Here is a 23019-nt window from a genome sequence, read left to right on the forward strand (position 1 = left end):
TCACCGGGACGGGGTTTGTTAGGTTACTGTCCTAACAAACCCCTTCGAGAGCGGCCGACCGGCCGCCTCCGCGGGGCCCATGAACCCCGCATCCGGGGTTCTGCTCCATCCGGAGCGATCCCTCCTGCAGTGCAGCACCGAGAGGAAACAAGAGAAATGATCCGTAAACGGAAGGCGCAAGATTGCGCTCACCGCGATTGCCGGAGCATCCGTCCTCGCCCTGGGCCTCGCGGCCTGTGGCGGCGGTAGCGACAGCGGCAACGCCGATGGCGACCGGGCCCTGCGTGTCTGGGCCGGCAGCCAGACCCCGATCACCGCGAACTACAACCCGTTCGCACCGACCGTGCTCCGCGGCGCGCTGGGCCCGATCTACGAGCCGCTGTTCTTCTACAACAAGACGGCCGACTCCGAGCCGGTCGGCCTGATCGGCGACTCGTTCGAGTACAACGAGGACGGCACGGTGATCACCATCACCATCAAGCCCGACCTCAAGTGGAGCGACGGCAAGCCGCTCACCGCGAAGGACGTCGCGTTCTCCTTCAACTACGAGGCCAACAACCCCGAGGGCAACGGCCTGGTCTCCGCCGAGGCCACCGACGACACCACCGTCGTGCTGACCTACTCCTCGGCGCAGTACACCACCGAGTTCCAGCGCCTCGGGTCGACCTACATCCTCCCCGAGCACGTCTGGGCAGACGTCACCGACTTCGCGAACTTCGCGAACGAGGAGCCGGTCGGCTCCGGCGCCTACGTCGTCGACAAGACCACGAGCGAGTCGTACACCCTCGTCGCGAACGAGAACTTCCGCGACGCCGACAAGCTGGGCATCAAGAAGGTCCAGTACATCGCCGTCGACAACAACCAGACCGCGCAGGACCTGCTGGCCGCCGGCAAGCTCGACTGGACCGGCATGTTCATCCCGAACCCGGATGATGTGACCGCCAACGGCAAGATCGACTGGATCAACACACCGCAGGACCCGACGGTGCTCTACACCTGCTCGAACGCCGAGCTCGGCTGCACCGGTCCGCAGACCGACGTCGCCGTGCGTCAGGCGCTCAACGCCGCGATCGACCGCTCCACGATCAAGGACAAGGCGTTCGTCGGCCTCACCGGCGACATCTCGCCGACGTTCGCTCTGCTGCCCCGCGACGAGAAGTGGGTCGCCGACCCCGCCAACGAGGTCAGCCCGCAGGAGGCGAACGCCGCCGAGGCGGGTTCGATCCTCGAAGCCGCCGGCTACACCAAGGGCTCCAGCGGCATCTATGAGAAGGACGGCGCTCCGCTCGAGCTCACGCTCACCTCGGTCGACGGCTGGACGGACTACAACGACGCCGCGAAGCTGATCGCCGAGCAGGCCGAGGCCGCCGGCATCAAGATCACGGCCTCCACGGTGCAGTGGCAGGAGTTCTCCGACTCCCGTCAGGGTGGCGAGTTCCAGCTGATCGTCGGTGGTGTGATCGGCACCTCCGTCGCCGACCCGTTCCAGATCTACCGTGACTGGTTCGGCGGTACCGCCGTCGAGTCGACCAGCCCCGTCGGCACCGAGATCCCGGCAGGCCGCTGGAACTTCAGCCGGTACAGCAACCCGGTCGTCGACACCGCCATCCAGGCGGCGATCAGCACGAACGACGAGGCCACGAAGAAGGAGCTGTACGGCACGATCCAGACCGAGATCGTCCGCGACCTGCCCTACATCCCGCTCGTCATCAACGCGACCCAGACCTTCTACAACACGAAGGACTACACGGGCTGGCCGACCGAGGAAGACCTCTACGCCTTCCCGCCGTCCTGGGGTGCCATCGCGGCAGGCTACGTCCTGACGCAGCTGCAGCCGGTCAAGTAGGAGAGGAGTCGGGGAAGAAGGCAGTCAGGAAACAAGTGACATGAAGTTCTATGCACGAAGAATCGGGTTCTACGCGTTCACGCTCTGGGCCGCGATCTCCATCAACTTCCTTCTTCCCCGGCTCATGCCGGGGAACCCGGCAGACATCATGATCGCCAAGATGCAGCGAGCAGGCGGTGAGGTCTCCGAGACCACCATCCGCAACATCAAGCTCCTGCTCGGCGGCGATGACTCCTCCCTCTGGAGCAGTATCTGGCCTACTGGGGACGCATGTTCCAGGGCGACCTCGGCGTCTCGGTCACCAAGTTCCCCACCCCGGTGACGGAACTCATCGCGGGTGCCCTGCCCTGGACGCTCATCCTGGTCGGCACCGCGACCGTCATCTCCTTCGTCCTCGGCGTCGTGCTCGGCGCCTGGGCCGGATGGAAGCGCGGCACCTGGGTCGATCACCTCATCCCCGCCACCACGGTGCTGCAGTCGATCCCGTACTTCTGGATGGCGCTGATCCTGGTGGCCGTGTTCGCGGTCGGTCTGGGATGGTTCCCCATCTTCGGCGGCTACGACGTCTTCGACTACCCTGACGGCCCCGAGCCGACCTGGGCGTTCTTCACCGACGCGGTGGCGCACGCGATCCTCCCGGCGCTCACGATCGTGATCAGCTCGGTCGGCGGCTGGATGTTCGGCATGCGCAACATGATGGTGTCCACGCTCGCCGAGGACTACGTGCTCACGGCCGAGACGAAGGGGCTCCGGCCGCGCCGGGTCCTCACGACGTACGCCGCGCGCAACGCCGCCATCCCCTCGATCGCCGGCTTCTCGATCACCCTCGGGTTCGTCGTGGCCGGATCCATCGTGATGGAGCAGGTGTTCACCTATCCCGGCATCGGCGTCCGATCCGCCTGCACCACCCCGACCTGTCCCGCTCGCAGGTGCGCGAACGTGCGGTCGAGCTGCTGGAGCGGGTGCGGTTGACGCCGGAGGAGAGCTTCGCAGAGCGCCGCCCGCACGAGCTGTCCGGCGGGCAGCGGCAGCGGGTCGCGATCGCTCGTGCCCTTGCTTCGGGGGCGCGGTTCATCGTCGCGGATGAGCCGGTCTCGATGCTCGACGTGTCGATCCGGCTGGGCGTTCTCAACCTGCTGGCTGACCTGCAGCGCGAGGAGAACCTCGGTGTGCTCTACATCACGCACGACCTGGCGACGGCTCGGCACTTCTCCGACGAGATCATGGTGCTCTACAAGGGCGACGTGGTCGAGCGCGGTCCTGCGGACGAGGTGATCCTGAATCCGCAGCACGATTACACCAGGACTCTCCTCGGCGCGGCGCCAGAGCCCGACAACCTCGGCCGCCTCCGCGACGAGGTCCGCGCCGAACTCGGCATCGCGCACTGACGGGCCTCCGCCACACCCTCGCTCCCGTCGCACTCTCGGTCGCTCGCGCACGTTCGCAGCGGCCGAGGGCGCGACGGGAGCTTTGTTGTCGGGACGCAGGCCTCGGCGCGGGGGCCGCACCGGCTAGACTGAACCCACAACTGAAGACAGGCCGAATGACCCACGCGGGAGAGCCCCGGCGAACGCAGCCGGGCACCGAAGGAGCAAGCCTCCCCGCCAATCTCTCAGGTACGCGTACCGCGCGGTTCCGGCCACTCTGAAAAGCGATCCCGCGACCGCGCGGATCCGCCGACGGTGAAAGCCCCGCCTCCGTGCGCGGGTGAAGCTCTCAGGCCTATGACAGAGGGGGAGTTCCGAGGAACGGCGATGCCGCCGTTCCGCCCGACACAGCCCGGGAGAACTCCATGTCCGACCCCCGCTACACCCCGCTCCGCGAACGCCATGAGGCGCTCGGCGCGTCGTTCACCGACTTCGGCGGCTGGCAGATGCCGGTGCGCTACACGTCCGACCTCGCCGAGCACCACGCCGTGCGCGAGAGCGCGGGCATCTTCGACATCTCGCACATGGCCGAGTTCCTGGTGACGGGCGAGGCCGCAGCGGAATTCCTCGACTATGCTCTGGCCGGCCGCATCTCGGCGATGCCGGTCGGGAAGGCGAAGTACTCGCTCCTGCTCGCGGAGGGCGGCGGCATCATCGATGATGTCATCGCCTACCGGCTGGCCGAGGACCGCTACCTCGTGATCGCGAACGCCGGCAATCGGGGCTTCGTCGACTCGGCATTCGCGAAACGCGTCCGTGATTTCCCGTCGCTCGTCGAGCGCGACCTCCCCGCTCGGGCACCGGGCGAGGAGCGCAGCTTCGCGGGGTTCCTCGGCGATCGCGGAGTCGACGTCGAAGACGTCTCCGACGACTACGCCCTCATCGCCGTACAGGGTCCGAACGCCGAGGCCATCCTCGCCGCGACCGCTGACATCACCGACGTGAGCATTCCCTGGTCCGAGCAGAAGTACTACGCCTGGGCGTCGGCGAACTACCGCGGCAAACCGCTCCTCCTCGCGCGCACCGGCTACACGGGCGAGGACGGCTTCGAGCTTCTCGTCGCCGCTGACGACGCGGCGGCGCTGTGGGATGCCCTGCTCGCTGCCGGCACGCCGCACGGCCTGGTTCCCGCCGGGCTCGCCGCGCGCGACACCCTTCGCCTCGAAGCGGGGATGCCGCTCTACGGGCACGAACTGAGCCTTGACACCCAGCCGTCTCAGGCAGGCCTCGGACGCGTCGTCGTGACCGCGAAGGAGCACTTCGTCGGCAAGGCGGCGCTCTCCGCCGCCGCGGAGTCGACCGAGGCAGCGCAAGCGCCGGTCCTGGTCGGACTCGTGGCCGAGGGCAAGCGCGCCGGCCGCGCCGGATACGCCGTCGTCGACGAAGACGGATCGGCGCTCGGCGAGATCACGAGCGGGGCGCTCAGCCCCACGCTCGGTCATCCGATCGCGATGGCCTACGTGAAGCCTTCTTCCGCGGAAGAGGGAACCGCAGTATTCCTTGATGTGCGGGGCACCAGGATCCCCGCGACCGTGACCGCCCTGCCTTTCTACCGGAGGACCAAATGACCGATCTCGCCGCACTCCACTACACCGAAGAGCACGAGTGGATCGCCGCTGACGGCGACACCGTGACCATCGGCATCACCGACTACGCCGCCGAGAAGCTGGGCGACGTCGTGTTCGTCGAGCTCCCGGCCGTCGGCACCGAGGTCACCGCGGGAGCGGTCGTCGGAGAGATCGAGTCCACCAAGTCGGTCGGTGAGCTGTACGCACCGGTCTCCGGCACGGTCGTCGAGATCAATGACGCGGCCGTCGATGACCCGTCGCTGGTCAACGCGGCGCCGTTCGAGGGCGGATGGCTGCTCAAGGTCGCCGTCGCCGACGGCGCGCTGGATGGACTGCTCGACCGCGACGCCTATGTCGCACTCACGGAGGGCTGATTCGCCAGTGGTCACTTTCGCCGATCGTCACATCGGACCCACGGATGCCGCGCAGCGCACGATGCTCGCCGCCCTCGGTCTCGACAACGCCGGAGCGGACGATGCGCTGAGCCCGGTCGAGGCGCTCATGCGCCAGGCCGTGCCCGCGTCGATCTACACGGGCCCGTCATCCGAGGCAGCGGACGCGCCCTCGCGCATCCCGTCCGCCGCGAGCGAGACTGAGGCTCTCGCCGAGCTGCGCGCGCTCGCCTCGCGCAACACCGTGAACCGACCGATGATCGGCCTCGGCTACTACGGCACCATCACGCCGCAGGTGATCCAGCGCAACGTGCTGGAGAACCCGTCCTGGTACACCGCGTACACGCCGTACCAGCCGGAGATCTCGCAGGGGCGCCTGGAGGCGCTCATCAACTTCCAGACGATGGTCGCAGAACTCACCGGCCTCACCACGGCGAACGCCTCGATGCTCGACGAGTCGACGGCGGTCGTCGAGGCGATGCTGCTCTCCCGGCGCGCCTCGAAGTCGTCGTCGACGGTGTTCGCGGTCGACGCGGACGCGCTCCCGCAGACCAGGGCGATGCTCGCTACGCGCGCGGAGGCGCTCGGTATCGACATCGTCACCGTCGACTTCGCTGCGGGCGAGGAGCTGCCCTCCGAGCTGTTCGGCGTCTTCGTCCAGTACCCCGGCGCATCCGGACGGGTGTGGGATCCGTCGGCCGTCTTCGAAGCGGCGCACCTCTCCGGTGCTCTCGCGGTCGCGGCCGCCGATCTGCTCGCTCTCACGCTGATCGCCTCGCCCGGTTCCCTCGGTGCCGACGTGTCGGTCGGCACGACGCAGCGCTTCGGCGTACCGATGGGCTTCGGCGGCCCGCACGCGGGCTACATGGCTGTCCGCTCCGGTCTCGAGCGTCAGCTGCCCGGCCGTCTTGTCGGTGTCTCGGTGGATGCCGACGGCAAGCCCGCCTACCGGCTCTCGCTGCAGACGCGTGAGCAGCACATCCGTCGTGAGAAGGCGACGTCGAACATCTGCACCGCGCAGGTGCTGCTGGCCGTCATGGCGTCGATGTACGCGGTCTACCACGGTCCGGACGGGCTCCGGGCGATCGCCGTGGACGTGGCCCGCAAGGCCGACGCTCTGGCCACCTGGCTCATCGAGCTCGAACTCGACATCGAGCACAGGGAGTTCTTCGACACTCTCCGTGTCCGCGTGCCGGGCCGCGCCTCCGAGATCGTCGCCACCGCGCACGACGCGGGCTATCTCCTCCACGAAGTCGACGCCGACACCGTCGGCGTCTCGGTCGACGAGACCACGACGTTCACCGACCTCGACCGGGTCGCGGGTTGCTTCGCATCGGGTACAGGGCGCTCCTTCGGCTACATCGCCGCCTCCGAGCACGGCCGGCTTCCCGAGGCGCTGCTGCGTCAGGATGAGTACCTCACGCACCCCGTCTTCCACTCGCACCGCTCGGAGACCGCCATGATGCGGTATCTGAAGAGCCTCTCCGACCGCGACTACGCGCTCGATCGCGGCATGATCCCCCTGGGCTCGTGCACGATGAAGCTCAACGCGGCGACCGAGATGGCAGCCATCAGCTGGCCGGAGTTCGCCGGTATCCACCCGTTCGCTCCGGCCGCCGACGTGCAGGGCTACCTCGAGCTCATCGAGCAGCTCGAGGGCTGGCTGGCCGAGGTCACCGGGTATGACGCGGTCTCGCTGCAGCCGAACGCCGGTTCGCAGGGTGAGCTGGCGGGCCTCCTCGCCATCCGCGGCTATCACCACGCGAACGGCGACGCGCACCGCACGGTGTGCCTCATCCCGTCGTCGGCTCACGGCACGAACGCGGCCTCGGCCGTGCTCGCGGGGATGAAGGTCGTCGTCGTGGCGACGGACGAGCTCGGCAACGTCGACCTCGACGACCTGCGCGCGAAGATCACCCTGCACGCCGACGACCTCTCCGCTCTCATGATCACCTACCCCTCCACGCACGGCGTGTACGAGGAGCAGGTCGTCGAGATCACGGCCGCTGTGCACGACGCGGGCGGACAGGTGTACGTCGACGGCGCGAACCTCAACGCGCTGCTGGGCTATGCGCGCTTCGGCGACCTGGGCGGCGATGTCTCGCATCTCAACCTGCACAAGACCTTCGCCATCCCGCACGGCGGCGGCGGGCCCGGCATCGGACCGGTGGCGGCGAAGTCCCACCTCGCGCCGTTCCTCCCCTCGCACCCGCTCGCACAGAGCGCCGAGCACTTCGGCGGCTACACGTTCGGCGGCGGCGTGATCTCCGCGGCTCCGTACGGATCCGCGGGCATCCTGCCGATCTCCTGGGCGTACGTGCGCATGATGGGAGCCGATGGACTGCGTCGGGCCACCGCTGCGGCCGTGCTGTCGGCGAACTACATCGCGGAGCGCCTCAGCGCCCACTTCCCGGTGCTCTACACCGGCGAGAACGGCCGCGTGGCGCACGAGTGCATCCTCGACCTCCGCCCGCTCAAGGAAGCGACCGGCATCACGGTCGACGATGTCGCCAAGCGCCTCATCGACTACGGCTTCCACGCGCCGACCATGTCTTTCCCCGTCGCGGGAACCCTCATGGTCGAGCCGACCGAGTCGGAGGACCTCGACGAGATCGAGCGGTTCGTCGAGGCGATGGTCATGATCAAGGCCGAAGCGGATGCGGTCGCCGCCAGACGCTGGCCCGCGGACGACAACCCCCTCGTGCACGCGCCACACACCGCGGTGTCGCTCATCGCGGGGGAGTGGAACCATGCGTACTCGCGAGAGGATGCCGCCTATCCCGTGCACGCCCTGGTCGCCGGCAAGTACTGGCCGCCGGTGCGTCGCATCGATCAGGCGTACGGCGACCGCAACCTCGTGTGCGCCTGCCCGCCGGTGGAGGCTTTCGCCTGAACCACGTGCTCATCTGAGCAGACGGTGCCGCGCTTCTGTATGGGAGCGCGGCACCGTCTGCTGTTTCGCGGTGTTTCCCCGGTGTTACAGATGGTCACCACTCAGTAACAGTTCGTTAGCTGAGGGCGTCCGTGGGCGAGGCGGCGGGTTACGCTCAGGTATCCCTGCGTGCTCGACGATGCGCACGCAGAACCCCGAATGTCCACAGGAGGACACAAAGTGAAGCGCAACAAGATCGCCCTTGCGGGCACCGCGTTGTTCGTGATCGGCGCCCTGGCGCTCGCGGGCTGCGCCAGCGGCGGAAACGAGTCGAACGGTGACGCCGGCGGAAACGTCAACGCGGACGCCATCATCACGACCAACGGATCCGAGCCGGAGAACCCGCTCATCCCGACCAACACCAACGAGGTGGGTGGCGGAAAGATCCTCGACGAGATCTTCGCAGGGCTGATCTACTACGACGCCGAGGGCAAGCCGGTCAACGACGTGGCTGAGGAGATCACCACCGAGGACCCCCAGAACCTCACGATCAAGATCAAGGAAGGCCTGACCTTCACCGACGGTGAAGAGGTCACGGCCGACAACTTCATCAAGGCGTGGAACGAGGGCGCGAAGCTCTCGAACGGCCACCTCTCCAGCTACTTCTTCGAGGACATCGAGGGCTTCAGCTACGACGAGGACTCCGAGCTCACCGGCCTGAAGCAGGTCGACGACTACACCTTCACGATCGCGCTCAACAAGCCGGCCTCCGACTTCGCGCTGCGTCTCGGCTATTCGGCGTTCTACCCGCTGCCCGATGTCGCATTCGAAGACATGGATGCCTTCGGTCAGAACCCGATCGGCAACGGCCCGTACAAGATCGCCGACGAAGACGCGTGGCAGCACGACGTCCAGATCGAGCTCGTCCGCAACGACGACTACGACGGCGGACGCAAGGCGGCCAACGGTGGCCTCACCATCAAGTTCTACGCGACGCAGGAAGCGGCGTACGCCGACCTGCTGTCGAACGAGGTCGACGTCATCGACGCGATCCCGACGAACTCGCTGGCCGTCTTCACCGACGAGCTCGGCGACCGCGCCGTGAACCAGCCCTCTGCTGTGTTCCAGTCGTTCACCATCGGCCAGTTCCTGCCGCACTTCAGCGGCGAAGAGGGCAAGCTGCGTCGTCAGGCGCTGTCGATGGCGATCAACCGCGAGGAGATCACCGAGACGATCTTCTCCGGCACCCGCACCCCGGCGGCGGACTTCACTTCCCCGGTCATCGCCGGCTGGTCCGACTCGATCCCCGGCAACGAGGTCCTCAGCTACGACCCCGAGAAGGCCAAGGAACTCTGGGCCGAGGCTGACGCCATCGCTCCGTGGGAGGGCGACTTCAAGATCGCCTACAACTCCGACGGCGGACACGACGCCTGGGTCGACGCAGTGAGCAACAGCATCAAGAACACGCTCGGCATCGAGGCGTCGGGCGACCCGTACCCGACCTTCCAGGACCTGCGCAGCAAGATCAACGACCGCACCATCACCACGGCGGCACGTTCGGGCTGGCAGGCCGACTACCCGGGTCTGTACAACTTCCTCGGACCGCTCTACGCGACGGGCGCCGGTTCCAACGACGGTGACTACTCGAACCCCGAGTTCGACGACCTCATCTCGGCGGGCATCAGCAACCCCGACCCCGACGCGCAGCTCGAGGACTTCACCAAGGCACAGGAGATCCTGTTCCAGGATCTGCCTGCGATCCCGCTGTGGTACTCGAACGTGACCGGTGGGTTCAGCGAGAACGTCGACAACGTGACGTTCGGCTGGAACTCGGTCCCGCTGTACTACGAGATCACGAAGGCCGGCGAGTAAAGTCTGACGGCACTTCACCCATGAGGCGGTGACGATTCTTCGTCACCGCCTCATGGGCTGTGTTCGCCTCGCTTTCTTTGCCCTCAAGAAGGGACAAGCGGATGCTCGGTTACATTCTGAGACGTCTTCTGCAGGTGATCCCGGTCTTCTTCGGAGCCACCCTGCTCATCTATTTCCTCGTGTTCGCCATGCCCGGCGATCCGATCCTCGCCCTGTTCGGGGACAAGACCCCGAACCCCGCTGTCCTCGAGCAGCTGCGCGAGCAGTACCACCTGAACGAGCCGTTCATCGTGCAGTACTGGTACTACATCACCGGTGTCTTCCAGGGTGACCTGGGCACGACCTACTCGGGCCGCCCGGTCTCGGCCGTCCTCGCCGCCACTCTCCCCGTCACGGGGCGCCTCGCCGTCATGGCGATCGCGATCGAGTTCGTGTTGGCGATCATCATCGGAACGATCTCGGCGCTGCGCAAGGGCAAGCTGTTCGACAACGTGTCTCTCGTGATCGCCCTCGTCGCGATCGCGATCCCCATCTTCGTGGCAGCGTTCCTCGCGCAGTACTTCCTCGCGATCCAGCTCGGATGGTTCAAGCCCACCGTGGGCGCGGACAACGACTGGGGCGGACTATGGCTCCCGGCGATCGTCCTCGGCTTCAGCCTCTATGCGGTGAGCATGCGTCTGATGCGCAGCTCCGTCATCGAGACCCTGAACCAGGACTGGGTGCGCACCGCCTACAGCAAGGGTCTCTCACGGGGTCGCGTGCTTCCCGTACACGTGCTGCGCAACTCGCTGATTCCCGTCATCACCAACTCCGCCACGAACTTCGGCGTGCTGCTCGTCGGCGCCACCGTCACCGAGGGAATCTTCAACGTCCCGGGTGTCGGTAACACGCTGTTCCAGGCGATCCTGCGCGGCGAAGGCCCCACTGTGGTCTCTTTCGTGACGGTGTTCGTCATCCTGTACGTGCTGGTGAACCTTCTCATCGACCTGCTCTACGGTCTGCTCGACCCGAGGATCCGCTATGCCTGATTCCACACCTCAGCACTACGTCGCCCCGGTGGAGACCGAGTCGATCTCCGTCGACGCCGTCCGTATCTCGGACAAGCCCAGCAACCTGTGGAGGGACGCCTGGTTCGACCTGCGCCGTCGCCCCCTGTTCTGGTTCTCGATCGCGCTCGCGCTGTTCTTCCTCGTGATGGCATTGTGGCCGACGCTGTTCACCTCCACACCCCCCAACGAAGGCTGCCAGCTCTCCAACAGCAACGGCGGGCCGACCGAGGGGCACCCCCTCGGATTCACGTTCCAGGGGTGCGACATCTACGCCCGCATCGTGTGGGGATCGCAGACGTCGCTGGCTGTGGGCCTGATCGCCACCGTGATCTCGTCTGTGCTCGGCCTGATCATGGGAGCCCTCGCCGGTTTCTACGGCGGCTGGCTCGACGGATTGCTGTCGCGCATCGGTGACATCTTCTTCGCGATCCCGTACATCCTCGCGGCCGTCGTCGTGATGACCGTGTTCCGGGACGCCCGGTCGGTGTGGACTCTCGCGTTCGCCATCGGGGCGTTCGCCTGGGCCTCGACCGCGCGTGTCGTTCGGGCGGAGGTGCTCCGCGTCCGCCAAGCCGACTTCGTGATGGCATCGCAGGCGCTCGGGCAGTCGAAGTTCAAGATCCTGTTGAACCACGTCGTCCCGAATGCGATCGCTCCGCTCCTCGTCGTCTCGACGCTCGGCCTCGCTGGGGCCATCGTCGCTGAAGCCACGCTCTCGTTCCTCGGAGTGGGGCTCGGCAGCGACGTGATGTCGTGGGGCAACGACATCGCGAAGGCTCAGGCCTCGCTGCGCGTGGCTCCGATGGCACTCATCTATCCGTCGATCGCCCTCACCCTCGCGGTGCTGGCCTTCGTCACCCTGGGCGAGCTCATCAGAGACGCCCTCGACCCGAAGGCGAGGGCACGCCGATGAGCGAGCGCGTCACCGAACAGGTCCCTCTGCTGAGCGTCCGCGACCTCACGGTCGCCTTCCGCACCCAGGAGGGGCTGCGCGAAGTGCTCCACGGAGTCAGCTTCGACATCATGCCGGGCGAGACCGTCGCCATCGTCGGCGAGTCGGGATCAGGCAAGTCCACGACGGCCACGGCCATCGTGAACCTGCTTCCCGGAACCGGAGAGGTCACCGCGGGGTCCATCACCCTCGACGGGCGAGAGCTCACGACACTGAACCGCCGTGAGATCGAGGCCGTGCGCGGTCGGGACATCGGCTTCGTGCCGCAGGACCCGATGTCGAACCTCAATCCCGTCTGGAGCATCGGATTCCAGGTCAAGGAGGCGATCCGTGCGAACGGCATCGCCCGGGATCGCGGGAGTGCCAAGGCGCGCACGATCGAGGTTCTGCAGCAGGCGGGCCTGGCCGATGCCGAGAAGCGACTGCATCAGTTCCCGCACCAGTTCTCAGGCGGCATGCGTCAGCGTGCGCTGATCGGTATCGGGCTCGCGGCAGACCCCAAGCTGCTCATCGCCGACGAGCCGACCTCGGCTCTGGACGTGACGGTGCAGCGCGTGATCCTCGACCACATGGCCTCGCTCACCCGCGACAAGGGCACCTCGATGCTCCTGATCACGCACGACCTTGGCCTCGCGGCCGAGCGTGCGAACAAGATCATCGTGATGAACGGCGGCAACATCGTCGAGGCAGGGCCGAGCCGCCAGATCCTCGAAGACCCTCAGCACCCCTACACGAAGCGCCTGGTCGCTGCGGCGCCCAGCGTCGCGTCGCAGCGCATCCAGGCAGTGGTGGAGGACCGAGGCATCGAGACGATCGAAGACCTCGCCGCCATCCCTCCGACGGTGCGTGTCGCGGGGCTCACGAAGGACTATCGGATCCGTCAGGGAGGGTTCCGCAGCGAGGCCTTCCGAGCGGTCGATGATGTGTCGTTCGAGATCCCCCGAGGAAAGACGCTCGCTCTCGTGGGCGAATCGGGCTCCGGCAAGTCCACGGTGGCGAAGATGGTGCTGAAGCTCGTGGAGCCCACCAGCGGCACCATCGAGATCGACGGCCGGGACGTGTCGAAGCTGTCGAGCGCTCAGGCGTTCGGCCTGCGTCGTCGCATGCAGCCGGTCTTCCAGGACCCGTACGGCTCGCTCGATCCGCTACGCAACATCGGCAACACGATCGCCGAGCCGCTGCAGATCCACGGCGTGGGCGATCGCGCATCGCAGCGCGAACGCGTCGAGGAGCTGCTCGATCAGGTCTCGCTGCCGCGCGTGCTCGCCACTCGGTACCCGAACGAGCTGTCGGGCGGACAGCGTCAGCGCGTCGCGATCGCGCGTGCACTGGCACTGAAGCCCGACATCATCGTGCTCGACGAGGCCGTCTCGGCGCTCGATGTGCTCGTGCAGGACCAGGTGCTGCAGCTGCTCGCCGAACTCCAGTCCGAGCTCGGGCTCACGTATCTGTTCATCACGCACGACCTCGCCGTCGTCCGCGTGTCGAGCGACCTCGTGTGCGTCATGGAGAAGGGCAGGATCGTCGAGCAGGGCACTGTCGACGAGATCTTCGCCAACCCGCAGCAGGAGTACACCGACCGTCTGCTCAAGGCGATCCCCGGGGCGTCGATCCCTCTCGGCGGTCGCTGACGGTGACCGAACCACAGCATCCCGAGGGCGCGCGAACGTATCGCGCGTCCTCGGGACTGGTCATCCTGATCCCGAGCACGCTGCTCGCGTTGTTCCTTCTCGGCGACACCGTCGTGCGAGGGAGCTGGGTGCAGATGCTGCTCATCGCCCCGTGGGTGCTGCTGGCTCTGTGGGTCGTCTACGAGCTCACCTACGTCTCCTCGGTTCGGGTGGGCCCCGAGGGCGTCGTCGTGCAGAACATGCTGCGCCGTACCAGCTTCGGCTGGAACAACGTGCGCGACATCGACCTTCGCTGGCAGCTCCAGTTCTCGCTCGACGATGGACGAGACCTCACCTGCTACGGCGGCCCCGCCCGTGCCAGGCCACCGCGCCCCGCACGGGGTGACGCCGCCGAACCCAAGGCTCCCGCCGGCCTCCGCGCCCTCACGGAAATCCGCGATCTCTGGGAGGCGGCGCCTCCCGTGCCCACGTCGATCCGTCGCACCTGGGACGCCCCCGCGCTCATCGCACTCGCCGTGATCGTGCTCTGGGCGATCGGGGCGATCATCGTCGCCGGCACCGTCTCACCCTGAGCTGATCAGCCGGGCAACCCGAACAGCTCGGGCCAGGTGGCCGCCGCCCACGGGTACCCCACGAACGCGGCGGCGTCGATGACGAAGTGCGCCACGAGGAACGGCATCAGCCGGCCCGACCGCTGATACAGCCATCCGAAGAGCAGGCCCATCGCGAGGTTGCCGATGAACGCCGGATACCCCTGGTAGAGGTGGTAGCTGGCCCGCAGGACCGACGTGGAGACGATGATCGTCCACGGGCTCCAGCCGAGCTGCCGGAGCCGCGTGAAGAGGTATCCGAGCAGGACGAACTCCTCCTGCAGCGATGCCCGCGCCGCTGCCAGCAGCAACACCGGCACGGTCCACCAGTAGGCGTCGATCCCGGCGGGGTCGATCGCGACCGTGAGCCCGAGAGCCCGGCCGGCTAGGTACAGGCCGAGGCCGGGGATGCCGATCGCCAGGACGAGGAGGACACCGCGACCTGCATCCTTCGCGACCCCCGTGCCGTCGAGCCCGAGTCGCGCCAGGTGCGGGCGTCGGGACTGCCACAGCAGGAAGCACACCAGCAGCACGGGCACGAGCGAGAAGCCGATCGCGAGCACCTGGTAGATGAGGTCGAAGATCTCCCTGTCGCTTCGCGAGGGATTGAGCTTCGCCACCTGCTCGGCGAGCGGCACCTCGTCGGTGAGGCGGTAGGCGAGCTGCACGATCGCGTACACGGCGGACTGGCCGAGGCCGAGAGCCAGGACGATCGCGATCTCCACCCACAGCCGGGCACGGGACGGGGCGGGGGAGAGGTCGGGGAGGTCCCACGGAGCCTGCGGTCGGGTCACGATCTCGATGCTACGACCTGCTTTTCAGGAACAAGCCCTGAGCTTGCGTTATCCTGGAACGTCGGCTTCCCGGCGAAACCCCACATCTTTTAGGACACCTGTATGGCGCACGCCCTCCGTTCTGACCTCCGCAACGTCGCGATCGTGGCGCACGTCGACCACGGCAAGACCACTCTCGTCGACGCGATGCTGCGTCAGACGGGCTCCTTCGGCGAACACGCTCACGTCGACGAGCGCGCCATGGACTCGAACGATCTGGAACGTGAGAAGGGCATCACGATCCTCGCCAAGAACACGGCGATCACGTACAAGGGCAAGCACGCCCAGGGCAAGGAGATCACGATCAACGTGATCGACACCCCCGGTCACGCCGACTTCGGTGGCGAGGTCGAGCGCGGCCTGTCCATGGTCGACGGTGTCGTGCTGCTCGTCGACGCGAGTGAGGGCCCGCTGCCGCAGACCCGCTTCGTGCTGCGCAAGGCGCTCGAGGCCAAGCTTCCCGTCATCCTCCTGGTCAACAAGACCGACCGCCCCGACGCCCGCATCGCGGAGGTCGAGGAAGAGGCGCACGACCTGCTGCTCGGTCTCGCCTCCGACCTGGTCGACGATGTGCCCGACCTCGATGTCGACGCTCTCCTCGACGTGCCGGTCGTCTACGCCTCCGGTCGTGCCGGTGCCGCATCGCAGAACCGTCCTGCCGACGGATCGCTGCCGGACAACGACGATCTCGAGCCGCTGTTCGAGGCGATCCTCGAGCACGTTCCCGCGCCCGCGTACGACGACGAGCACCCGCTGCAGGCCTGGGTCACCAACCTCGACTCCAGCCCGTTCCTCGGCCGTCTCGCACTGCTGCGCGTCTTCAACGGCACGCTGAAGAAGGGCCAGACCGTGGCCTGGGTCCGCGCCGACGGCACCCACCAGAACGCCCGCATCACCGAGCTGCTGAAGACCCGTGCCCTCGAGCGCTACCCCGCCGATTCCGCCGGCCCCGGCGACATCGTCGCCATCGCCGGCTTCGAGAACATCACGATCGGCGAGACCATCGCCGACCCCGAAGACGTGCGTCCGCTGCCGGCCATCACGGTCGACGACCCCGCCATCTCGATGACCATCGGCACCAACACCTCGCCCCTCATGGGCAAGGTCAAGGGTCACAAGCTCACCGCTCGCATGGTCAAGGACCGTCTCGACAAGGAGCTCATCGGCAACGTGTCGCTCAAGGTCGTCGACATCGGGCGTCCGGATGCGTGGGAGGTGCAGGGCCGTGGAGAGCTCGCGCTCGCCATCCTCGTCGAGAACATGCGCCGCGAGGGCTTCGAGCTCACCGTCGGCAAGCCGCAGGTGGTCACGAAGAAGATCGACGGCAAGACCTACGAGCCGTTCGAGCACCTGACCATCGACACTCCGGAGGAGCACCTCGGAGCGATCACCCAGCTGCTCGCGAACCGCAAGGGTCGCATGGAGAACATGACCAACCACGGCACCGGCTGGGTGCGCATGGAGTTCATCGTTCCGTCGCGCGGCCTGATCGGCTTCCGCAGCGAGTTCCTGACCACCACCCGCGGCACCGGCATCGCGAACGCGATCTCGCACGGCTACGAGCCGTGGGCCGGTTCCATCACGACGCGTCAGAACGGCTCGATCGTCGCCGACCGTCAGGGTGTCGTCACTCCGTTCGCCATGATCGCCCTGCAGGAGCGCATGTCGTTCTTCGTGCAGCCCACGCAGGAGGTCTACGAGGGCATGGTCATCGGCGAGAACTCCCGCGCCGACGACATGGACGTCAACATCACCAAGGAGAAGAAGCTCACCAACATGCGTGCGGCGAGCTCCGACACCTTCGAGTCGATGACGCCTCCGCGCCAGCTCACGCTGGAGGAGAGCCTCGAGTTCGCCCGCGACGACGAGTGCGTCGAGGTGACCCCCGAGGTCGTCCGCATCCGCAAGGTGAACCTCGACGCGAACACGCGTGCGCGTGAGACCGCCCGCCTGAAGCGCCAGGACGCGAACGTCTGAAACCCGTCTCGGAGATGCTCCGAGTGAGAGGGCCTCGTGCCGCCGCAAGGCGCGCATGGGGCCCTCTTCTCATGTAAATCCCAGGTGAGGGATGGTTTTCGTTCAGGTTCATGGTTCAGAGTGGTTCACTTGCGCCTGGGACGAGCTCCCGATGAGTCTCCTGCAAGGGCGTACGACCACCCGAAAGTCGAACCCATGCTTCACAAGACCCGTGCGCTTCGGCGCGCCTCCGCGGCAGCCTCGGCCCGAAACGCCGCGCACCGCCCGATGACCATCCTCGGCGTCGCCTCGGCCGCCCTCGTCGGCATCACCTTGAGCGTCGGCCTCGCCTCCACCCCCGCCGTAGGTGCCATGAACGCCGCGTCCGCCGTCACCGCTCCCGCCCTCGCCGGCGCCGAGCCGCTCGCGCAGATCACGGAAGACGCCTCAACGACCCTGGCGCAGGCGAAGGGCGCTGTGGCGGCGGCCGAGACGCTGGAGTCCGAGGTCGTCGCCTCCGGGCTCGACGTCGGCGTCGTCACGACGATCGACACCTCCGACCTCGTCAGCCACATCGACAAGCTGGATGACAGCGACGTGACTCCGGTGCTTCTGGTGGGCATCCTCGCCGACAAGGCGGAAGAGGAGACGGCGAACGTCGTCGCCGATACCGCAGAGCTGCGCAGTGCACTCACCGCGGCGCAGCAGAAGCAGGCGGAGGAAGAGGCCGCGAGGATAGCGGCGGAGCAGGCGGCGGCTCAGGCCGCCGCGGAGCAGCAGGCGGCGGCCGCATTGGCCGCAGCCAACACGCCGGAGGGCGCCAAGGCCTCCGCGCAGCAGATCATGTCGAGCACCTATGGATGGGGCGGCGATCAGTTCTCCTGCCTGAACTCCCTGTGGAACAAGGAGTCCGGTTGGAACTACCAGGCGTACAACCCGAGCGGTGCCACCGGCATCCCGCAGGCGCTTCCCGGCAGCAAGATGGCGTCAGCCGGATCCGACTGGCAGACGAACGCCGCCACTCAGGTCGCCTGGGGACTGGGATACATCTCGTCGGTGTACGGCACTCCCTGCAGCGCATGGGCGCATTCGCAGGCCATGAACTGGTACTGATCCCCGCCCGTCCTCCCGAGGATTCTCTAGCCATCGGTGGGCGTCGAGCGCTACGGTGACTCTGACGACCTGGGGGCGTCACGGATCCGAGGAGGAGATGTGCTCGACCCGGCAGCGTGGCGCGATGTGCCGCAGGAGGTCTCCACCGGCTCCCTGCCGGGGTGGGATCGCGTCGAGGAGATCGTGCGCGACGCACACTCCCGCTATCGCGGGGAACGCGGCGGCACCGTCGCCGACTACATCCCCGTGCTCGCCGAGGTCGATCCGGAGCTCTTCGGTCTGGCGGTGATCGAGGTCGGTGGCGGGCTGCACGATGCCGGCGACGCTCTGCATCCTTTCTCCATCCAGTCGATCTCGAAGATGTTCGTCTAAGCCCTGGCGATCCAGGAGCACGGCCATGAGCGCGTGCGCGACATCGTCGGCGTGAACAACACAGGACTCGCCTTCAACTCCGTCGTGGCGGTCGAGCTCAACGACGGGCATCCGATGAATCCGATGGTCAACGCCGGTGCGATCGCCACGACCGCCCTCATGCCCGGCGCCACCGCGGTCGAGCAGTGGGAGCGCGTTCGTGAGGGGCTCTCCGCCTTCGCCGGGCGTCCGCTGAGTCTCGACGGGGTGGTCTACGCATCGGAAGCGCAGACGAACGACCGCAATCGCGCTCTCGGTCGTCTGCTGCGCAGCTATGGTCGGCTGTCGGGCGATCCCGACGAGGTGGTCGACGTCTACACGCGTCAGTGCGCCTTGAGCGTCACGGCTCACGATCTCGCTGTGATGGGGGCGACGCTCGCCGACGGGGGAGTGAATCCGGTCACCGGAGAGCGGGTGGTCTCGGAAGAGGTGTGCCGCGACACTCTCGCTGTCGTCGCGTCGACGGGGTTGTACGAACGATCCGGCGACTGGCTGTTCGAGATCGGGCTCCCGGCGAAGTCCGGTGTCGCCGGCGGCATCGTCGCTGTCGCACCCGGCAAGGGCGCGGTTGCCGGATTCTCGCCGCGACTGGACGAGGCCGGGAACTCCATCCGTTCGCAGATGGCCATCGGGTACCTGTCACGTGTTCTGGGGCTGAACCTCTTCGCCTCGGCCCCGGCGCGTCGTGAAGCCTCCGCGACCGCACCCTCACCCGCACCGCAGGAGCAGTCATGACCCAGACGCAGCCGGAGCAGACCAAGACCTCGTGGTTCCCGATGGTCAGCCTGTTCCTCGCACAGGTGCTGATGTCGTTCAACGTCGCCGCGCTGCCGATCTCCCTCGGCGGCATGGTGAGCGAGTTCGGCGTCCCGCCCACGGTCGCGAGCACGACGATCGTCATGTACGGGCTCGCCGTGGCCGCGCTCGTGATGACAGGCGCGAAGCTCGGTCAGAGGATCGGCTGGGTGCTCATCTTCCGGATCGTGATCGCGCTGTTCGCGGCCTCCTCGGTGATGATGATCCTGGCGCCCACGGTGTGGTGGGCGATCGCCGGACAGGCCGTCGCCGGCGCGGCCGCAGCGATCATCGTGCCGTCGATCGTGGCACTCATTGCCGAGAACTACCGCGGCCAGCAGCAGGCGACCGCCATCGGCGCCATCGGTTCGGCGCGCGCGATCTCGGGTGTCAGCGCCTTCCTGATCGGCGGCACCCTGGGGACCCTGGTCGGCTGGCGGCCGATGTTCTTCATCGTGCTGGGGATCGCCGTCGTCGTCGCCGCACTGAGCTTCACCCTGCGCGGCGATCGCGGAGACGCGTCGATCCGCATCGACCTCGTCGCCTCACTCCTCATCGGCGCGGCGATCGTGCTGCTGACGCTCGGGTTCAACAACCTGAACTCCTGGGGTGCGGTGGCGGCGACGGCCGACGCCCCTTTCAACGTCATCGGGCTCTCGCCTGCCCCCGTCTTCATCGTGGTGGGGCTGGTACTCGGGCAGGCCTTCTTCCTGTGGACGCGGAGACGGATGTCGGAGGGGAGGGTTCCCCTGATCGATCTGAGCGTGCTCGGCTCGTCGCGTGAGCGGGCCGCCGTGTATGCCATGTTCATCGTGGTCGCCCTGGAGGCGTGCGTGAACTTCACGATCCCGCTCTACATCCAGATCGTGCAGGGCAGGACCCCGTTCGACACCTCGATGGCGATGATGCCGTTCAACCTCACCGTCTTCGTCACAGCCACGCTCGTGGTGCGGCTGTACCGGCGCTTCCCGCCGCGGACGATCGGCGTGGTCGGCTTCATCCTCACCACGGTCGCGCTGGTGTGGTTGTCGTTCGTCGTGAACAACAACTGGGAGACCATCCCGACGATCGCCGGGCTCATCGTCTTCGGCATCGGACAGGGCGCGCTGGTGACGTTGGTGTTCAACGTCCTCGTGACGGCGGCCCCCGCCGAACTCGCCGGAGACGTGGGTTCGCTGCGCGGCACCACGCAGAACCTCGCCTCGGCCGTCGGCACCGCGCTCGCAGGGGCGCTGCTGGTCTCTCTTCTCGGGCTCAGTATCGGTCGCGCTGTCGTCGAGCACCCCGAGCTTCCGCCGTCACTCGTCGCACAGGTCGACATGGACAACCTCAACTTCGTCAGCAACGACGATCTCCGTGTCGCGCTCGAGGCCACGGACGCGACGCCGGAACAGGTCGACGCAGCCGTCGCCGTGAACGAGGAGTCCCGGCTCGGCACTCTCAAGCTCGGCCTGCTCCTGCTCGCGGGTATCAGCGCGCTGGCGATCCTCCCGGCTTCGCGGCTCCCGCAGTATCGGCCGCACGAGATCCCCGACCCGTCGCCGGCGGCCGGGTCGGAGTGACGCTCAGCGCAGCTCGGAGATGAGCACCGCGCTGGTGCCGGGCGCGGTCGCCTCGAAGATGTGCGGAGCATCTCCGGCGTAGGTGAGGTAGTCGCCGGGGCCCAGCAGCACTGGTTCGTCGACCGGGCCGATCCGTGCCTGTCCCGTCATCATGATCACGTGCTCGATCGTCCCGGGGTGATGAGGGTCGGAACGGCGGGCGTCACCCGGCTCGGCCTGGATCAGGTAGATGTCCCGGCGGGCGCCGGGAGGGCTCGCCGACAGCAACGTCGCGCTGTACGCGGCTGCGGAGGACGGAACGCCCGCGAGGTCGTCTGCGCGGATGAGGGTCGGTGCGTTGGCCTGCTGATCGACCAGCACGGCGAAGGGTACGCCGAGCGCCACGCCGAGCGCCCACAGCGTCTCGACGCTGGGGTTGCCTGCTCCGCTCTCGAGCTGGGACACCGTCGCCTTGGAGATGCCGGCTCGTCGAGCGAGCTCGGACACCGACAGACTCGCCGCCTCTCGCTCCCGACGCAGGGTGCGGGCGATGCGTGTGCGAAGTTCCTCCATGTGTTCATCATGTCAAACGTTCGTTCGCTTGACTATCCGTGCGCTGGTGTTCAGAATTATGATCATGTGTTCAGTGAAGCGAACAGTGGTTCGAGTGGTGTGTGATGACCGCAGAGCGTGAGGTCTGGCGCGAGTCGCTCGGCGTCGTTCTCGCGACCAGTGCCTACGGCATCTCTTTCGGCGCCCTCGCCGTGGCCTCGGGTCTCGACGTCTGGCAGACGTGTGTGCTGAGCCTGCTGATGTTCACCGGAGGATCCCAGTTCGCCTTCGTCGGCGTCTTCACTGCGGGCGGCGTCGCCGCGCTGCCCTCGGCGATCGCCTCGGCGGCGCTTCTCGGGGTGCGCAACGTCGCCTACGGCATGCGGATGTCGCCGATCGTCGGGGGAGGACCCGTGCGCAAGGCGGCTGCTGCGCACTTCACGATCGACGAGTCGACGGCGGTGGCGATCTCGCAGAGAGACCCGCGGCTGCGGCAGGTCGGATTCTGGGTGACGGGGATCGGCATCTTCGTCGGCTGGAACATCACCACCCTCGTCGGGGCACTCGTGGGCGACGTGCTCGGAGACCCCAAGGCCTGGGGGCTGGATGCGGCGGCGGCTGCGGCATTCCTCGCTCTGCTGTGGCCGAGACTCCGCCAGCGTCAGGCCGTCGTGGTCGGCATCGCCGCGGCTGTGGTCGCCGCGGCCTTCACCCCGATGCTGATGCCCGGACTTCCGGTGCTCGTCGCCGCGGTCGTCGCGATCGCCGTCGGCTGGTTCAACTGGATGGGGCGGCCTGCGACATCGGTCGAGACGACCGACGCGGGACCGGAGGCGACGTCATGACTCTCTGGAGCGCCATCCTCCTCGCGGCGGTGATATGCCTCGCCCTCAAGGCTGCCGGCTACCTGGTGCCGCCCCGGGTGCTCGAGGCGCCGCGCACGGCCCGCATCTCTGATCTTCTGACGGTGGCGCTCCTGGCGGCTCTCGTGGCCGTGCAGACCCTGGGGGACGGGCAGACGATCACCGTTGATGCGCGCGTGCCCGCTCTGCTGGTCGCGGGCGGGCTGCTGTGGCTGCGGCAGTCCTTCCTCGTGGTCGTGGTGGCGGCTGCGGTGGTGGCCGCCCTCCTTCGTCTGTTCGGAGTCGCGGCCTGACCCTGCCAGGTTCTGATCGGGATCGTGCGGGCCTCCTCGGTAGGATCGACAGGTGCGCGTGAGCTGGATGTCGAGAGTGTTGTCGTGGATCGCTGCCGCCCTGGTGGGCGGTGTCTACGGCATCGCCGGCACGATCAGCCACAGCGTGATGTGGGGTCCGATCCCGGTCGGCATGATCGTCGCCGCGATCGCCTGCGCGGCCATCCTGATCGCCGTGCGCGCGCTCACGCACGACCGCGGTGCCGCCGTGGCAGCGGGGCTGGGGATGATCGGCATGCTGGTGCTGATCTCGGGCGAGGGTCCCGGAGGCTCCGTCGTCGTGCCCGCGTCGTTCACGGGGCAGATCTGGACCTACCTGGTGGCCGGAATCGTGCTGCTCGTGATCGCCTGGCCCTCGGTGCGACGTCTTCCCGTGCGCACGGAGGCACCCGCCGCGCAAGAACCCGAGGCTCGCGAGTCGTAG

At 67.4% G+C, this 23019-nt stretch carries 18 protein-coding genes, 2 pseudogenes and 1 riboswitch; of the genes and pseudogenes, 18 read left to right on the plus strand and 2 right to left on the minus strand.

All coding sequences use genetic code 11. The features are described 5' to 3' along the window. The first annotated feature begins 343 nt into the window (after positions 1 to 343). The 11 genes and pseudogenes from KY497_RS09010 (at position 344) to KY497_RS09060 (ending at position 14181) form a co-directional block, all read left to right on the plus strand. Entirely contained in the window at positions 344 to 1846 is a 1503-nt protein-coding gene (locus KY497_RS09010; RefSeq protein ID WP_258185628.1) for an ABC transporter substrate-binding protein, read from the plus strand. 270 nt (positions 1847 to 2116) lie between these two features. Next, positions 2117 to 2818 carry an ABC transporter permease gene (locus KY497_RS09015; RefSeq protein WP_258185629.1) on the plus strand — a complete coding sequence of 234 codons (702 nt, stop codon included), beginning with the start codon at positions 2117 to 2119 and terminating at the stop codon, positions 2816 to 2818. Next, a pseudogene (locus KY497_RS09020) lies at positions 2734 to 3234 on the plus strand (ATP-binding cassette domain-containing protein); the annotation flags it as partial. The gene KY497_RS09015 and the pseudogene KY497_RS09020, both read left to right, overlap by 85 nt. A gap of 155 nt (positions 3235 to 3389) precedes the next feature. Beyond that, a riboswitch (glycine riboswitch) is annotated at positions 3390 to 3484 on the plus strand. A gap of 154 nt (positions 3485 to 3638) precedes the next feature. Beyond that, entirely contained in the window at positions 3639 to 4841 is a 1203-nt protein-coding gene (locus KY497_RS09025; RefSeq protein ID WP_141386672.1) for a glycine cleavage system aminomethyltransferase GcvT, read from the plus strand. After that, entirely contained in the window at positions 4838 to 5215 is a 378-nt protein-coding gene (gcvH, locus tag KY497_RS09030; protein WP_017828663.1) for a glycine cleavage system protein GcvH, read from the plus strand. Before KY497_RS09025 ends, gcvH begins: the two co-directional genes overlap by 4 nt. Then, the gene (gene gcvP, locus KY497_RS09035; protein WP_219868891.1) at positions 5193 to 8126 is read left to right on the plus strand and encodes an aminomethyl-transferring glycine dehydrogenase; all 2934 of its coding nucleotides are present in this window, start codon (positions 5193 to 5195) and stop codon (positions 8124 to 8126) included. The genes gcvH and gcvP overlap by 23 nt, the downstream gene beginning before the upstream one ends. A gap of 219 nt (positions 8127 to 8345) precedes the next feature. Beyond that, positions 8346 to 9977, plus strand: a complete 1632-nt coding sequence (locus tag KY497_RS09040) for an ABC transporter substrate-binding protein (protein ID WP_218682154.1) — start codon at positions 8346 to 8348, stop codon at positions 9975 to 9977. Positions 9978 to 10078: 101 nt separating this feature from the next. Beyond that, a complete protein-coding gene (locus KY497_RS09045; RefSeq protein ID WP_218682155.1) occupies positions 10079 to 11005 on the plus strand; it encodes an ABC transporter permease in 927 nt (308 codons plus the stop codon). Beyond that, entirely contained in the window at positions 10998 to 11939 is a 942-nt protein-coding gene (locus KY497_RS09050) for an ABC transporter permease (RefSeq protein WP_055864465.1), read from the plus strand. The genes KY497_RS09045 and KY497_RS09050 overlap by 8 nt, the downstream gene beginning before the upstream one ends. Next, complete coding sequence (locus KY497_RS09055) at positions 11936 to 13609, plus strand: ABC transporter ATP-binding protein (protein ID WP_219868892.1); 1674 nt, start codon at positions 11936 to 11938, stop codon at positions 13607 to 13609. Before KY497_RS09050 ends, KY497_RS09055 begins: the two co-directional genes overlap by 4 nt. A 2-nt stretch (positions 13610 to 13611) precedes the next feature. After that, the gene (locus KY497_RS09060; RefSeq protein ID WP_219868893.1) at positions 13612 to 14181 is read left to right on the plus strand and encodes a PH domain-containing protein; all 570 of its coding nucleotides are present in this window, start codon (positions 13612 to 13614) and stop codon (positions 14179 to 14181) included. A 5-nt stretch (positions 14182 to 14186) separates the two neighbouring features. Here KY497_RS09060 and KY497_RS09065 read toward each other — a convergent pair whose 3' ends face one another. Beyond that, the gene (locus KY497_RS09065; protein ID WP_127482626.1) at positions 14187 to 14993 is read right to left on the minus strand and encodes a CPBP family intramembrane glutamic endopeptidase; all 807 of its coding nucleotides are present in this window, start codon (positions 14991 to 14993) and stop codon (positions 14187 to 14189) included. A 102-nt stretch (positions 14994 to 15095) separates the two neighbouring features. Between KY497_RS09065 and typA the strand changes: the two genes are divergently transcribed. The 4 genes and pseudogenes from typA (at position 15096) to KY497_RS09085 (ending at position 20869) form a co-directional block, all read left to right on the plus strand. Beyond that, positions 15096 to 17009 carry a translational GTPase TypA gene (typA, locus tag KY497_RS09070; protein ID WP_053095568.1) on the plus strand — a complete coding sequence of 638 codons (1914 nt, stop codon included), beginning with the start codon at positions 15096 to 15098 and terminating at the stop codon, positions 17007 to 17009. 195 nt (positions 17010 to 17204) lie between these two features. Further along, positions 17205 to 18101 (plus strand): phospholipase, encoded by an 897-nt coding sequence (locus KY497_RS09075; RefSeq protein ID WP_141386666.1) that lies wholly within the window; start codon positions 17205 to 17207, stop codon positions 18099 to 18101. A gap of 99 nt (positions 18102 to 18200) precedes the next feature. Continuing rightward, a pseudogene (glsA, locus tag KY497_RS09080) lies at positions 18201 to 19247 on the plus strand (glutaminase A). Continuing rightward, positions 19244 to 20869, plus strand: coding sequence for an MFS transporter (locus tag KY497_RS09085; RefSeq protein WP_219868894.1), 1626 nt, complete (start codon positions 19244 to 19246; stop codon positions 20867 to 20869). The pseudogene glsA and the gene KY497_RS09085 overlap by 4 nt, the downstream one beginning before the upstream one ends. Positions 20870 to 20872: 3 nt before the next feature. Here the strand turns inward: KY497_RS09085 and KY497_RS09090 are convergent, their stop codons facing one another. After that, positions 20873 to 21421: a helix-turn-helix domain-containing protein gene (locus KY497_RS09090; RefSeq protein WP_127482623.1), complete on the minus strand. Its 549-nt coding sequence runs from the start codon at positions 21419 to 21421 to the stop codon at positions 20873 to 20875. Between the two features lie 104 nt (positions 21422 to 21525). On the opposite strand from KY497_RS09090, the gene KY497_RS09095 reads away from it, so the two are divergent. Genes KY497_RS09095 through KY497_RS09105 form a run of 3 tightly spaced genes read left to right on the plus strand, consistent with a single transcriptional unit; the run spans position 21526 to position 23019 of the window. Continuing rightward, positions 21526 to 22245 (plus strand): AzlC family ABC transporter permease, encoded by a 720-nt coding sequence (locus KY497_RS09095; RefSeq protein ID WP_219868895.1) that lies wholly within the window; start codon positions 21526 to 21528, stop codon positions 22243 to 22245. Beyond that, a complete protein-coding gene (locus tag KY497_RS09100) occupies positions 22242 to 22556 on the plus strand; it encodes an AzlD domain-containing protein (protein ID WP_219868896.1) in 315 nt (104 codons plus the stop codon). The genes KY497_RS09095 and KY497_RS09100 overlap by 4 nt, the downstream gene beginning before the upstream one ends. Before the next feature lie 52 nt (positions 22557 to 22608). Continuing rightward, on the plus strand, positions 22609 to 23019 hold the full coding sequence (locus KY497_RS09105; RefSeq protein WP_141386662.1) for a histidinol dehydrogenase: 411 nt from the start codon (positions 22609 to 22611) through the stop codon (positions 23017 to 23019).

It is taken from the genome of Microbacterium sp. PAMC22086, assembly GCF_019443525.1.
Classification (GTDB): domain Bacteria; phylum Actinomycetota; class Actinomycetes; order Actinomycetales; family Microbacteriaceae; genus Microbacterium; species Microbacterium maritypicum.